Here is an 11,729-nt window from a genome sequence, read left to right as displayed (position 1 = left end):
TGCAGCATTAGGGAGCAGATCGTCGAGCTCTAACTTAGCGACTTGGAAAGACGAGATTCGTGGAACGGTTGGTATTGCTAAGATAGAAGAAGTCTATGAGAAGACGAAAGTTTATAACTTTGAGGTAGAAGACAATCACACGTATTTCGTCGGGAAAGACGGGGTTCTTGTACACAATGATGCTGGATGTATGGCTGGCGGGTTTGCAACCGGTGTTGGTAAAAGTATAGCGAGATTGGTGGATGCTCCTCAGCACCTAATCGAAACGGGCGCGAGTATTGCTGCTCCGGAAAATTTTAGAATCACAGACGAATTTGGTCGTCTGGTGAACGCGCATCCACTTGAAGCCCCATTATCAAAAGGAGTAGCTTCGACACTATATGATAAATTAGTAACTGAGCCTGGAGCAGAGAAGGCGGCCAATTCAGCCTGTCCCGATTGTTCAAAAGATTATTCCACGGGTTATAAATGGGGTAATTTCATCGGTGATGGTATGCTATTAGTTGCCGGCGGTATCACCGCTCTTCGAGGTAAGCTAGGGGGACTTGGTGGTAAAGCGGGCGCGGGGGAAGAGGGGGCCGCGGTTGGTAAAAGCGCTGTTAGTGTTAGTGGCGGGAAAGCGACTGGTCAAATGTATGGCCCTATAAATAAAGGCCCTCTTTCAGATCAGATAGCAAAAACATTTAGAAGCGGTACGTATGCCGAAGTTACCACCTCGAAACCAACTACATTGTATCGAGTTATAGGTCCCGACGGAAATCCAGCTGGTTCTTACTGGACAAGGGTGCCCCCGAACGGAGCTACACAGTCAATCATAGATAGTGCATTGAATCCGCAGTGGGGGAATGCTGCCACAAATCAAGTAAGAGCTGTGATCCCAGCAGGAACAACTTTTTATGAAGGAGTGGCAGCGCCGCAGGGAGGATTAGTTGGAGGCGGAAATCAAATTTTCATACCAAAGGTAAATCCTAGCTGGATCAAAGGTATAGTGGCATTTCCTAAATGAATAGTAAATGCGGTTGCGGGTTTTTGGAGGAAATACAAGGTTTTTTCTCACCAATCGAGTATGAAGATTTTAGAGCGTACTTAAAAAGCCAAGTTGAAAATGGAAACCTTGTCCCAGTAATTTCAAATAAATTATATGAGAAAGGTAAGATTTTTGGAGGCGAATGGTATAAATGTAATACTTGCCACGAAATATGGCGCTTAGTTGCTCCGGACTTCCCTTTTACAGGGCTTTGGGAAAAAGTAGAAGTTTAGTCGTCGTCTATGGTCTTCTTCCTAACCTAGAAGCTCGCGATAACTATGGTAGCAGATGAAAGTGCGAATATGACATCTCCCCGCGAGGGATGCGTAGGGCATTAGTCCAACACGGATACAGAAAATGAAATCAAAGCTAAAAAGAGAGATCGTGTTGGATTAGGGCGGCTGCCCGAACTCGAAGCAGCCCGGCCCAAATTTGAATAATATTAAAAATAAACGAGGACGAAGTGTTTAAAAAACAGAGTATAAAAATTGGTAGTCTACTAGTTGGAGCAGCGTTGTTTGTATCATGCTCCACACATCAAACTTGGATATATAAAGCGAATCCGAAACCGGTAAATGCACCTGCCTTGTCAAAGGACTCAGTGATTATAGTTCCGTTTAACGACCAGCGTCAGAGTAACAACGATAACAAAACAGCCCTTTATATGGTACCCCTTATGCCTTTTGGTTGGGCAAACTACGAGGCTCCGGAAGGAGTCCCGAGACATATAACTTCCGGATTATGGCAAAACTATAAACCGGTAGAGGATTACGCGAAAGCTCTTGCAATCGAATTGGAAAACGCGGAACTGTTCAGAGAGGCAAGCTTCGATAATAAGAAGGGAGACAAATACTATATACAAGGAACGATAGTAAACACTGGCTATAAAGGAAAAATGTTTTCGTATCTATTAAGTATATGGGGACCGCTTCTATGGTTTGTTGGATTACCGGCCGTTACCGTCGAAAATAGCCTAACTTTAGAATTAAGCCTAATGAATCATAAAACTAAGAAGACATTGTTCAGTAAAAAATACACTGCTACTCCATTTAGCGAAGTAGGGTGGATTTATGACCTCCCGAATGACTTTCGTTATGCCGAAATGGTGAAGGAAATATACGGACAGTTTGTAACCGATCTAAAGACAACCTTTCCGAAAGGTTTAAAGGACTAACCTTTATAAAAAATTTACTATAGCGAGCAGAGGAAAAATCGTGCTCGCTATAGTAGGCAAGGGAGTCTTATCGCGATCTCCACAAAAACGAAAAGAAAGAATAATGGAAGAAAAAAAGCCAGTCGCAAAAGAAATAAAATCCAAAGTATTGCCGGCTTGGAAGTTCATTCTTCTGTATTTATCAACGTTTACATTTTATCAATACTATTGGACTTATAAGAGCTGGAAATACTTAAAGAAAGAAGAGAATTTAAGAATTTCCCCATTCCTAAGGACCGTATTATATCTATTTTTTTATTATAGCCTGGGCAGTAGATACAAAGTATATTTACATTCGAAGGGAATAAGGAGCAATTATTCTCCGGCCCTGTTAAGTGTCTCCATTATACTATTTATTCTATCGTGGAGACTAAAAGATCCTTATTGGATCATCGCAACTTTTTCTTTTTTCTCGTACTTACCTCTTTTAAATGCTATGAATTCTTTCCGAGAGAAAGAAGAAACCGGTAAAGTTATCTTAAAAAGTAAACTAGCCTTGCTGCAATACATTCCGATTTCGCTCGGTTTTGGATTGTATTTATTTTCGGTCTTGAACTTGGTTTTAGATTCTTTAGGAATCAGCGTTTTTTCTGAACACAAATCGTAAGATCGCCGTTCTCACATTTTTCTAAAAAAGTGTAAAATTTTGACCCGATTATCGGGATTTTCAAACCGATTAAAAAACCCTGGCGTATTTTGATACTAGAGGTATTAAAGTGCGAGTTAAAGATACAGGGATGTATTTCGGTGCGCTACCCATAGCGGCCGTTTCGATTCTTCCACAAAGCCACCTGCGCGTATTGGTTGCGATTTCGTCGTACCAGGGGACACTTGAATTCTGGACGGGAGGAATAGACAAGATCCTAGTCCGAGTAAACGGATTTGAAATAAAAGGCGGCAAAAAACCCCGAGAACTCAAATACCGGAGAGTTTCGCAAATCATCAGGGATTTAAAAACCTGGGGCTGGTTAGAGGTAGAGCGGTCCGGATTTAGTCGACCAAATTCGTACTCGATTCGGATTCCTGAAAATTTAATCATCCGGCCGGAGCACTCGTATACAGTTTCGCTTAGTAGCGAAGAACGCGAAACTGAGAAAAAGCCACCTCAAAAAAGCGAATCAGTATCGCGTTCTCAGAGTGCGAATATGAATCGCGTTTCAAGGAATGCGACTCTATATAAAGAACCTAGTAAAGAATCTAGAAAAGAACTTACCCAAGCGAAAAAAGAGAAACAAGTTCCGAGACCGGCTCCACTGGCCTTTATCCCGCCTCTCTCAGACGCTTTAGCAAGATTTAAAGAAAGAATCAGAAAAACAGGCGTATCGCCATCGACTTTAGAAAGTATTCTCGCAGCGGCCTCAATTGAAGAATTAAATGAACACCATAAACGATATTTTGACTCTTTTTATTTTAAAGAGTATGGATTTTTGCCCTGCGATCGATTTGGGGCCGACCTTTCGAAGGCGGCCGTATGAATTCGATAGAATTTACGAACCGGTATTTCTTTAAGCTACAGGGAATCGATTTAGATAACCCGGTAACACTCTTGGAAGTGTTTAGGGTGTATTCTTCGGAACTATCCAGATCGTTTAAAGAATATGATACGACTTACGTTGATTTTGGATCCCTGTCGGGGACGAGTAGGGAAGTGATCCCAAATTCAGTCGTTTTAGTCTTATTGTTCCAAGACTCGAAAGAAAGAATTTTTACCTCTGTCGTGACTAGATACAAAACGGAAGAAGGGAACGAGGTGGAAGATAAGCTACCGCAGTATTTGAATCTTAGAGGAGAGGAATTTAAAATCGAATTCACGGACAATCGAAAGTACCAGTTTAATCGTAGTCATTGGAGGAAGTGAGAGTGAGTTTTTCCGCAGAAAAAACCGGAAAAAATAGGGTTTCAAGCAATTCGTTTATCGACCTACCAAATTGGAATATTTTTTCGAAAAAGCGAAACTTTCGAATTTGGTTTTAGAGATTTTTCGAACCTAAAGAAAACTAGAGGTGGGGTGTTTATTTTCGAGGTTTTATAAAACCCTAGCTCAATCGTATATTTAAAGATGTCTTCACCGGGTGGCCCGATCCGTTCTATGAATTTAGCGAGCCTTTCGGGCGGAAGGGAAATAGATACATAGCCGGATTCCGGGAATGAGATCGTATTCTCTATATTGCCTACTTTGTAATACCAAGCGATTTTTATTAAGGCTTGGGATTGACTCTCGATACTCCCGAGCTCTGAGAAAGCGGTTTGGAGTGCATCCGTTAGGCTCGGGAAGTATGTAACCGGGAATTTCATTTAAAAATCAATTTGGGGCGCTTTAAAACAATCCTTCCCGTATATAGAATCCCGAGCCGGTCTGAAAACGGCCAGGTCAGGGAAGGCAGAATTTCAGCGTTTATATGGGTCTTTTTATGCTTTTCGGATATTGGTCCAGATAGGATTCTACTAGCGTAATTACGAATATTATCCTAATGGAATAATATTGTCAATACTAATTATAATAGAATATTTTGAATGACAGAAAAAAATACAAAACCAAAACTATTCGGAAAGAAAGTCAAAGCACTAATAAATGCCGCCGGCGACTCATTGTCAGACGCAGCCTCGAAACTTGGATTAAGTTACCAGGGCGTCAGTTCCATTACAAATAAAGGAGTAATGGATCCATCCAAGGCAGTTCTTGTCGCACTTGCTCTAGAATACAAAGCGGATCTATTATGGCTTTTGGATGATAATATGCCTGTTGAACCAATTAAGTTCCGCTCACGGTCAGAAAAAATACTTTTTGAGTTAGAAGACGAACGAGTGATTTTTAATCATTTAAAGAAATCTAAGGACTTGAAAAATGTAATGAAGAATTTTATTAAACTGCCTCCTAAAGAACAGAAAGCATTTTCGTCCTTAATAGCCTCGTTTGCGAAAAAAAAGAATTAGCCGAAGAAGCATTTCGAAAGCGGCCGCTAAGGTCCCAAATAAGTCATTTTATTCAGGGCATATAAAAAGCTAACAAATGCTAACATTTCAAAGGAAACTTAGGTTCGGCTTTCTCGTTTTATCCTCGTTTTTTCACCTAAAATAGATCGAGACGGGGGGAAGTACCGCTTTCCTAAAAAAACCTCTCCAGATCGAAACTAGACCCCTTAGAAACGGGAATAGAATTGATCCTCCACGATGCACTATACTTTTCGTTTACGGAAAAGAAAGGGAAGCGGGGGGAACAAAATGGATCCCCGGAATCATGGTTCCGCAAGTCCGGCCGCTTCGAAACTTTAGCAGGTTACGCAAACTTCTTTCGGCTTTGGTTTGGATTCAAATCTGGATAGAACAAACCCGAAAACGCAAAAGAAAGCCCCTATGAAAGTTAAAGAATCGATTTCAAGGAAAAGTTTGCTTAACCCCAAGAGCAGTATCCCAAGAAATACGGAGCTAGCTGATTTCCATTTTTTAGTCCGGTCGTAATAAAGAGAAACTCCGGTCACGGCTAAAATGGAAAGAACGAAAACGAAAGGTTTTAAGTAAGGGGTATAGTCGAAAAAACTAAAGCCGAGACTAGCGAGAACACTCCCGTATAGGGGGTAACATGCAGGGCATGAAACTACCGGAACAAAGACACTTCCTAAGAGGGGCAAAAACGAAGCTAAGGAAAAATGAGAACTGTTTCTTTCTTTTAAGATTGATCGTTCCAATAACTCTTTAGAAGGAATGCCGGATAGTTTTCCGGATTCATCTTTGTAAAGCCGGCAAGCGTTTCCTCCGGTATTTCCTTCTATATCGATTCCATTAATTAGAACCGTAGGGGAGGAAAATTTCTTAGCATAGTCAGGCGATTTTGGATCGTCTTTATTTACTTCTAAGAACTTCGCCGAAATACTGTGTTCTTTAAGAATATCCAGTATTAACTTTTTTGTAGCGTCCTTATTCGGACAGGTCGTTTCATAGACTAACTCGATTTTCATAGTCCTTCCTCCATTAAGTCCAAGACTGGACAAGATCCTTCCTTCGTTGATTTCGAAGATTCACAAATCTTTTGGATTTCGATTAAAGAGCTCTCCAGCTTTTTTAGAACGGCGATCTTGCCTTGAATTTCGCTTAGTTTTAAATTCACTTTCGACTGAACGCTTTTACATTGGCTTTTTGTTTGTACTTTCAAGTCTAGGAGCTCCTTGATTTCAGAAAGACTAAAGCCAAGTGCCTGCATGTTTCGAACGAACTGAATTCTCTTAGTGGAATCCTCTGAATAAATTCTGTATTTAGATTCATTTCTAAACGCAGGATTCAAAAGTTTAAGAGATTCATAGTAGCGAATCGTTTCGACAGAAACGTGGGTTGCCTTTGCAAGTTCTCCAATTTTAAGACTCATAATAGGTCAGTATAAACCCTGAAGTATCCTTCAGAGTCAAGAGCCTGCTAAAAAAAATTAATAAGCCTAAAGGGTTAAAATAGAAGGCCCGGAATTATGATTCCACAGGGCCGCCAAGACAAGGATCCATTTACCGGCCGATACAAAAGCTTCGTGATATAGTCCTTTTGGAGAAGAAAACTTAAAAACCGTGACAAGACAAAAAAACGAATTAATAGTAAATAAAGGCAAAGATTTAGCTTTCTCCGATGATCGAAAAACCGAAATCGAAAGTGTTCGCCCCGAGGACTTTGGGTACGATCCGAATAAACAAAAGTATCCAAAGCTTTCGATCCCGCAGGAACAAGCACTCTTCTTGTCGGTCGCAATTCCTAAAATACGGCCGCAAAAAATCGCGGAGAAACTAGGATACTCTGTATGCACGATTTATTACTGGAGGACTCTCCCTGAATTCAAACGAGCGTTAGAAAAGGAAGAGGAAATTCAGATGCGTATATTTAGGGAGTCTGGGATTTTAAAGAGAAAATTGGAAAGAATCATTCTGAGTGGATTATAAAAACGTAATTCTAAAAAAACCCGAAAAAACACTAAAAAACCCTAAGATTTCAACCCGTTTCATTTAGAAAAAGGAGCATATAAGAATCTGGATAGATAAGCGGGGAAGGGTTTAAGCAGAAATCCGTTTCAAATAGACGCTTGCGCCTGAAATAAAGTCTATTCTCTTGATTTCATATTCAGCGATAGCAGTAGTACTGCTTCTCCTGGAATCATAAAAGATAAGCTTTATTTTAGATCGAATTAAGTCTGTAGCATTTTTGGGAATTATGCCCTGAACAAATTCGGCAAAAGCGTCGAAAGGCATCGCGGGGTTTGAAGCCGCAAACTCTGATTTTTCTTTCGGATATGAATAGTTTTCTTCGAATCCAAATTTGTCTATAACCCATTCAATTCTAAAATATAAAGCTGGTTCTAACTCTTCATGGATAAGGGCAATGTCATGGAATGCCTTTTGGATCGCTTCTTCGATAGAGGAGAATTCAAGTAAGTAGGGCCGGTTCATATACGTTTAGAAAGTCTTAAAGTATAATAGTAAGAGATTTTTGAAAGTCCAAAAAGGGGTTTTAATGAGTTTATACTAGTTTAAAACCCGGTTATAAACCATTTTGTATAGAAAGTGAAAACCGGAAAAATCCTTTGTCTTTTGCGGACCGACCCGTGACCCCATCTAAAAAAGACAGTTTCGCCAGGGCATTTAAAAGGGAATGGTTTCCGAGCGATTGCAGAGGTAAGTCCTTATCGCTCCGAGGGGAAAGGATTTGAAAGAAATGACTGATTCAGCAGTTTACTCAGTTCTGTAAAAACGGACTAAGTTAATTCCGGGGACTTTCCTCCTTAATAAACCCTTAGATTAGCGATTTTTTTTTGACGAGACCCTTGACTCTCGTGTCCACTTCAGGGTTTATACTGACAATTTCGATCTCAATAAAATTAATTTTATAAAAGAACCAACCTAGTATGGATGATGAAAGAGAAAAGAGACGCTTCAATTCTAAAGATATAGCGGAACTTTCGACGACGTTTACCTGTAAACGAGTGAAAGTGATCGGAGATATAATTAATGTTTCAGAAATCGGAATGGGAGTTCTTGTAAAAGATTCTCTTGCTGAAGATTTAAACATTGGGGATTTGATTCAGGGAAGAATTACCACGAATCCAATGGAAGAGGATTCTATCGAGTTTGAAGGAATGATCGTTCGTATTGAAAGACCGAAGTGGTCGAAAGAACCTAAGATCGTACTTGGAATCCGATTCGTCTCGGAAATTTCTCTTCCGGACAGAGTTTCAGGACTTATTATTTCTTTGGACGATGATTGATTTTTTTAATGAATCTAAAGCTAATATTTCCATAAAATATTTGTGATTTAGTCGATTGCAAAATACAAATACTATCTTATTAAACCAGGTGATTTTTGATGAACAAAAAAAATATTCTTTTCGCTCTTTTGCTCAGTGCATTCTCTTTTAGCGGTACAGAAGCAGAAAACTTCAAATTAGACAACTCTCATACTTCGGTAGGCTTCAAAGTGAGGCATCTCGCCATTTCCAATGTTCCAGGAACGTTTAGGGAATATAGTGGCAAATTCGCTTTTGACGAAAAAACTAATAGCGTAACTGGCCTCGAAGTTACGATCCAGTCGGCTTCGATTTCAACAAGCGACGCAGATCGCGATAAACATCTAAAAGGAAAAGATTTTTTTGACGCGAGTAATTTCGCAACAATCTCTTTTAAAGCAATCAAAGCCGTCATCAAAAAAGGCGGAGTTTCGAAAGTGGACGGCGAATTAACGATTAAAGGAATCACAAAACCGGTCGTATTAGAAGTAAAGTATGTTGGTTCGGCAAAAGATCCCTGGGGAAATACTCATCTGGCATTTGAAGCTGAGACTAAAATCAATAGAAAGGATTTTGGACTTACGTGGAATAAAACTCTCGAAACCGGAGGTGTTTTAGTTGGAGAAGAAGTTTCCATTCGTATAGAAGGAGAAGCTGTTCCTGAATAAAGGATTGATTTCATTGTAACCATCTCTTAAAAAAATCGAACTAAAAATGTGCGGAGGCATAAAATGAACGATATAACAAAACATTTACTGATTGGGGCGGCGCTTACTGGAATACTAAGCACTGGAGCGATCGCGCAAGATAAGAGCGGGAGTTCAGAAGATTCCAAAGGGGAATGTCATGGAATTAATTCCTGCAAGGGTACTGGAGAGTGCGGTGGGAAAGGACATTCCTGTGCTGGAAAAAATTCCTGTAAAGGACAAGGTTGGATTTCTCTTTCGAAAAAAGATTGTGACACCAAAAAAGGAACCTTTAAGAAATCTTAATATCTCTTAAACCATCCTTAGACACGAATGAATAAAATATATAAAATAGATTTGGGCCGTTCGGTCGCGCTCCTACTATTCTTCTAAGGATGGTTAAGGAATTTTACCTAACTCTTTCAAAACAAAGAAATCGGAACTTCTAAAATATCTCTTAGGTAAGCAATTTTCGGGGGCGATTACAAAAAAAAGGTAAAATCGGGAAATTTCGGGAGAAAAAAGGCCTTTTTTTGGGGGGCCGAACGAAGCATATTACGAAGTTTGAAATCTATATCGATGCCGGCCGGGAGCCTTCGGAAAAGAAAAATATGGATGATATATTGAAGATTTCTGGAGAACCCTGTATTAGATAAAGATCCTCTTCGGAGAGAAAATAACGGCCGAGGGGAAAGAGAATAATACTTCTGCATTCGGGTAAACGCTTCCCGAGAAACATAGCTTCTGGATAACGTTAGATTTAAGTAGTATGAAATATACTCGCTATTTCGAAAACGAAGTCCTTAGAAAACGGCCCGAACTTCGTTTAGACTGGATAGAAGAAGCAATTTCTAATCCTGACAAAAGGGAAATCCAAGAAGACGGTAGAATCCGATTCTGGAAATGGATTGACGAAGTTCAAAAATACCTTCGAGTGATAACTTTAGAGGATGGAGAGACGGTTCATAACGGATTTTTTGATCGAGGTTTTAAGAAATGAAGATAACGCACTACCCGGAAACAGACTCCATCTATATCGATTTATCAAATCGTCCATCGTTTGAAACTAAAGAAATCAATTCGGATCTAAATATAGATTTGGATGAAACTGGAAAACCAGTTGGAATCGATATTCACGGGAACGCATCCAAATACGTGGATATTTCCTCATTTCTTTTTGAAACTGTGAAAGCGTAACTAAAATCTCATTCTCCCTGTCGACCTGGATTTTTCGTAGGTCGGCCGGCATGATTTTTCACGGCGGTTTTTAGCATCTCGTGCTTTACCTTAGAGATTCTTTTAAAAGATTTTATTTGGTCTTTTGTGAGCTCTGGGAGTGATTCGAAATCATAGCTCACAAAAGAGTTTTCTTTCCCTGTAACTTTTCTTGCCTGAAATGATTCTGATAATTTCTTCGTTTTCATAATTACTCTTTATAAAATGAACCACGAGTAAGGTTCTATGTTTTATCGATTTTCCTACAGTAATGGAACGTTCTTCCAATGCTTTGGAGGAATCCTCCCAAATTAATAGGAAAAGGTCTTCGAAATCGACCTTATGCTTTTTAATATTAGAACTGTTCTTTCTTGGATCGTATTCGAACTGGAGTTCAATTAATTGCAGTATATACCAAAATTAAAGATAAGTCGGGAGAAAAATAGTTCATTATTGTGCCCGTAGAAATGGTGTATAAGGAATTCTATCGGGCCTTCTAAGAACTATAAAGCCCAGGGATAACGTCCAAAAATTTTCGCACATTTAGAGGTAAGGTCCCCTATTTGTGGTTTACTTCCCATAATTAATAGTTTTGGGAAGTGACATAAAGGTGATTAAATAGGGGTAATAATTAACTTGATTTATTCTCACTCGAACCCCGAAAATTAGATTGACAATAGCTATCATAATGATAGATAATATCAATGATAACTAGTTTCGGAGATCGTGATACTGAACGAGTTTTTTCAGGCGAATACACAAAAAGAATTCCTTCGGAAATTCGAAAACGAGCTCAAAGAAAATTAGACCAATTAAATTCGGCCGAACAGTTGTCCGATCTACTGATCCCCCCAAGCAATAGATTACACCAGCTTAAAGGAGATAAAAAAGACCAATGGAGCATTTCTATAGATAAACAATTCCGAATTTGCTTCACTTGGAATAAAGGAAACGCAGAGAACGTTATAATTGAAGACTATCACTAAAGAGGAAATATCATGAGTAAAGAATTTATCAACTCGCATCCAGGCGAATCATTAAAGGAAATCCTTACAGAAATGAATATAACAGCATATCGTTTAAGTAAATCCACGGGAATTCCTAGCTCAAATCTCAGTGAAATCCTAAACGGACGACGCGGAATCACAGCCGATATCTCAGCAAGACTCGGACGTTTTTTTATTCAGTCAGATGGATTCTGGCTAAACATGCAAAAGACTTACGAACTTCGCCAAATACAACATGATAAAAAGAAAGAATTAGATTTGATTCCTTCTTATACAAATATCGGATGAAAGATTCAATTTTTCCTAAGTGACATAAAGGTGATTTAAT

19 protein-coding genes are annotated in these 11,729 nt (G+C 39.4%); 15 read left to right on the top strand and 4 right to left on the bottom strand.

Annotated features, from left to right (window positions below; translation table 11 throughout):
* From LEP1GSC047_RS20720 to LEP1GSC047_RS00205, 7 genes are all read left to right on the top strand, one after another.
* Positions 1-1,006: Hint domain-containing protein (locus LEP1GSC047_RS20720; RefSeq protein ID WP_020987985.1), on the top strand; the 1,006-nt coding region annotated here is incomplete at its 5' end.
* Positions 1,003-1,260, top strand: coding sequence for a hypothetical protein (locus LEP1GSC047_RS00235; RefSeq protein WP_010410295.1), 258 nt, complete (start codon positions 1,003-1,005; stop codon positions 1,258-1,260). The genes LEP1GSC047_RS20720 and LEP1GSC047_RS00235, both read left to right, overlap by 4 nt.
* A gap of 443 nt (positions 1,261-1,703) precedes the next feature.
* The gene (locus LEP1GSC047_RS00230; protein WP_020988001.1) at positions 1,704-2,201 is read left to right on the top strand and encodes a hypothetical protein; all 498 of its coding nucleotides are present in this window, start codon (positions 1,704-1,706) and stop codon (positions 2,199-2,201) included.
* A 103-nt stretch (positions 2,202-2,304) separates the two neighbouring features.
* Positions 2,305-2,847: a tyrosine--tRNA ligase gene (locus LEP1GSC047_RS00225; RefSeq protein WP_010410290.1), complete on the top strand. Its 543-nt coding sequence runs from the start codon at positions 2,305-2,307 to the stop codon at positions 2,845-2,847.
* 538 nt (positions 2,848-3,385) lie between these two features.
* Positions 3,386-3,715: a hypothetical protein gene (locus tag LEP1GSC047_RS21770; protein ID WP_162141847.1), complete on the top strand. Its 330-nt coding sequence runs from the start codon at positions 3,386-3,388 to the stop codon at positions 3,713-3,715.
* Positions 3,712-4,098: a hypothetical protein gene (locus LEP1GSC047_RS00215; protein WP_010410286.1), complete on the top strand. Its 387-nt coding sequence runs from the start codon at positions 3,712-3,714 to the stop codon at positions 4,096-4,098. The genes LEP1GSC047_RS21770 and LEP1GSC047_RS00215 overlap by 4 nt, the downstream gene beginning before the upstream one ends.
* A gap of 656 nt (positions 4,099-4,754) precedes the next feature.
* On the top strand, positions 4,755-5,174 hold the full coding sequence (locus tag LEP1GSC047_RS00205; RefSeq protein ID WP_010410280.1) for a helix-turn-helix domain-containing protein: 420 nt from the start codon (positions 4,755-4,757) through the stop codon (positions 5,172-5,174).
* A 335-nt stretch (positions 5,175-5,509) separates the two neighbouring features.
* On the opposite strand, the gene LEP1GSC047_RS00200 is transcribed toward LEP1GSC047_RS00205, so the two are convergent.
* A complete protein-coding gene (locus LEP1GSC047_RS00200; RefSeq protein ID WP_020987997.1) occupies positions 5,510-6,196 on the bottom strand; it encodes a hypothetical protein in 687 nt (228 codons plus the stop codon).
* Positions 6,193-6,600 carry a MerR family transcriptional regulator gene (locus tag LEP1GSC047_RS00195; RefSeq protein ID WP_010410410.1) on the bottom strand — a complete coding sequence of 136 codons (408 nt, stop codon included), beginning with the start codon at positions 6,598-6,600 and terminating at the stop codon, positions 6,193-6,195. The genes LEP1GSC047_RS00200 and LEP1GSC047_RS00195 overlap by 4 nt, the downstream gene beginning before the upstream one ends.
* A gap of 190 nt (positions 6,601-6,790) precedes the next feature.
* On the opposite strand from LEP1GSC047_RS00195, the gene LEP1GSC047_RS00190 reads away from it, so the two are divergent.
* Complete coding sequence (locus LEP1GSC047_RS00190) at positions 6,791-7,156, top strand: hypothetical protein (protein WP_010410406.1); 366 nt, start codon at positions 6,791-6,793, stop codon at positions 7,154-7,156.
* A 111-nt stretch (positions 7,157-7,267) separates the two neighbouring features.
* Here LEP1GSC047_RS00190 and LEP1GSC047_RS00185 read toward each other — a convergent pair whose 3' ends face one another.
* Complete coding sequence (locus LEP1GSC047_RS00185) at positions 7,268-7,660, bottom strand: hypothetical protein (protein ID WP_010410402.1); 393 nt, start codon at positions 7,658-7,660, stop codon at positions 7,268-7,270.
* 455 nt (positions 7,661-8,115) lie between these two features.
* Here LEP1GSC047_RS00185 and LEP1GSC047_RS00180 point away from each other — a divergent pair, with 455 nt between their 5' ends.
* The 5 genes from LEP1GSC047_RS00180 (at position 8,116) to LEP1GSC047_RS00160 (ending at position 10,376) form a co-directional block, all read left to right on the top strand.
* Positions 8,116-8,475, top strand: coding sequence for a PilZ domain-containing protein (locus tag LEP1GSC047_RS00180; RefSeq protein ID WP_010410398.1), 360 nt, complete (start codon positions 8,116-8,118; stop codon positions 8,473-8,475).
* Between the two features lie 98 nt (positions 8,476-8,573).
* Positions 8,574-9,161, top strand: a complete 588-nt coding sequence (locus LEP1GSC047_RS00175; RefSeq protein WP_010410395.1) for a YceI family protein — start codon at positions 8,574-8,576, stop codon at positions 9,159-9,161.
* A gap of 63 nt (positions 9,162-9,224) precedes the next feature.
* Positions 9,225-9,485, top strand: coding sequence for a BufA2 family periplasmic bufferin-type metallophore (bufA2, locus tag LEP1GSC047_RS21980; protein ID WP_081654324.1), 261 nt, complete (start codon positions 9,225-9,227; stop codon positions 9,483-9,485).
* A gap of 463 nt (positions 9,486-9,948) precedes the next feature.
* Entirely contained in the window at positions 9,949-10,179 is a 231-nt protein-coding gene (locus LEP1GSC047_RS00165; protein ID WP_010410389.1) for a hypothetical protein, read from the top strand.
* Complete coding sequence (locus tag LEP1GSC047_RS00160; RefSeq protein WP_010410387.1) at positions 10,176-10,376, top strand: DUF2283 domain-containing protein; 201 nt, start codon at positions 10,176-10,178, stop codon at positions 10,374-10,376. The genes LEP1GSC047_RS00165 and LEP1GSC047_RS00160 overlap by 4 nt, the downstream gene beginning before the upstream one ends.
* A gap of 150 nt (positions 10,377-10,526) precedes the next feature.
* Here LEP1GSC047_RS00160 and LEP1GSC047_RS22430 read toward each other — a convergent pair whose 3' ends face one another.
* Entirely contained in the window at positions 10,527-10,793 is a 267-nt protein-coding gene (locus LEP1GSC047_RS22430) for a BrnT family toxin (protein WP_420323992.1), read from the bottom strand.
* Between the two features lie 305 nt (positions 10,794-11,098).
* On the opposite strand from LEP1GSC047_RS22430, the gene LEP1GSC047_RS00150 reads away from it, so the two are divergent.
* Entirely contained in the window at positions 11,099-11,380 is a 282-nt protein-coding gene (locus LEP1GSC047_RS00150) for a type II toxin-antitoxin system RelE/ParE family toxin (RefSeq protein WP_010410382.1), read from the top strand.
* Positions 11,381-11,392: 12 nt separating this feature from the next.
* On the top strand, positions 11,393-11,689 hold the full coding sequence (locus LEP1GSC047_RS00145) for a HigA family addiction module antitoxin (protein WP_010410379.1): 297 nt from the start codon (positions 11,393-11,395) through the stop codon (positions 11,687-11,689).
* Positions 11,690-11,729: the final 40 nt, after the last annotated feature.

This window comes from Leptospira inadai serovar Lyme str. 10 (assembly GCF_000243675.2).
In the GTDB taxonomy this organism is placed as follows: Bacteria; Spirochaetota; Leptospiria; order Leptospirales; family Leptospiraceae; genus Leptospira_B; species Leptospira_B inadai.
Note: the sequence above shows the minus strand (reverse complement) of the source record. Positions and strands in the feature narration are given on the sequence as shown.

What these genes read in the sequence shown, in the direction of transcription:
- LEP1GSC047_RS00150 (WP_010410382.1), top strand. Translation starts at nt 11,099, where the DNA reads ATGATAACTAGTTTCGGAGATCGTGATACTGAACGAGTTTTTTCAGGC.
- LEP1GSC047_RS00185 (WP_010410402.1), bottom strand. Translation starts at nt 7,660, where the DNA reads ATGAACCGGCCCTACTTACTTGAATTCTCCTCTATCGAAGAAGCGATC.
- LEP1GSC047_RS00205 (WP_010410280.1), top strand. Translation starts at nt 4,755, where the DNA reads ATGACAGAAAAAAATACAAAACCAAAACTATTCGGAAAGAAAGTCAAA.
- LEP1GSC047_RS00180 (WP_010410398.1), top strand. Translation starts at nt 8,116, where the DNA reads ATGGATGATGAAAGAGAAAAGAGACGCTTCAATTCTAAAGATATAGCG.
- LEP1GSC047_RS00230 (WP_020988001.1), top strand. Translation starts at nt 1,704, where the DNA reads ATGCCTTTTGGTTGGGCAAACTACGAGGCTCCGGAAGGAGTCCCGAGA.
- LEP1GSC047_RS00160 (WP_010410387.1), top strand. Translation starts at nt 10,176, where the DNA reads ATGAAGATAACGCACTACCCGGAAACAGACTCCATCTATATCGATTTA.
- LEP1GSC047_RS00165 (WP_010410389.1), top strand. Translation starts at nt 9,949, where the DNA reads ATGAAATATACTCGCTATTTCGAAAACGAAGTCCTTAGAAAACGGCCC.
- LEP1GSC047_RS00175 (WP_010410395.1), top strand. Translation starts at nt 8,574, where the DNA reads ATGAACAAAAAAAATATTCTTTTCGCTCTTTTGCTCAGTGCATTCTCT.
- LEP1GSC047_RS21770 (WP_162141847.1), top strand. Translation starts at nt 3,386, where the DNA reads ATGAATCGCGTTTCAAGGAATGCGACTCTATATAAAGAACCTAGTAAA.
- LEP1GSC047_RS00225 (WP_010410290.1), top strand. Translation starts at nt 2,305, where the DNA reads ATGGAAGAAAAAAAGCCAGTCGCAAAAGAAATAAAATCCAAAGTATTG.
- LEP1GSC047_RS00215 (WP_010410286.1), top strand. Translation starts at nt 3,712, where the DNA reads ATGAATTCGATAGAATTTACGAACCGGTATTTCTTTAAGCTACAGGGA.
- LEP1GSC047_RS00200 (WP_020987997.1), bottom strand. Translation starts at nt 6,196, where the DNA reads ATGAAAATCGAGTTAGTCTATGAAACGACCTGTCCGAATAAGGACGCT.
- LEP1GSC047_RS00145 (WP_010410379.1), top strand. Translation starts at nt 11,393, where the DNA reads ATGAGTAAAGAATTTATCAACTCGCATCCAGGCGAATCATTAAAGGAA.
- LEP1GSC047_RS00195 (WP_010410410.1), bottom strand. Translation starts at nt 6,600, where the DNA reads ATGAGTCTTAAAATTGGAGAACTTGCAAAGGCAACCCACGTTTCTGTC.
- LEP1GSC047_RS00235 (WP_010410295.1), top strand. Translation starts at nt 1,003, where the DNA reads ATGAATAGTAAATGCGGTTGCGGGTTTTTGGAGGAAATACAAGGTTTT.
- bufA2 (WP_081654324.1), top strand. Translation starts at nt 9,225, where the DNA reads ATGAACGATATAACAAAACATTTACTGATTGGGGCGGCGCTTACTGGA.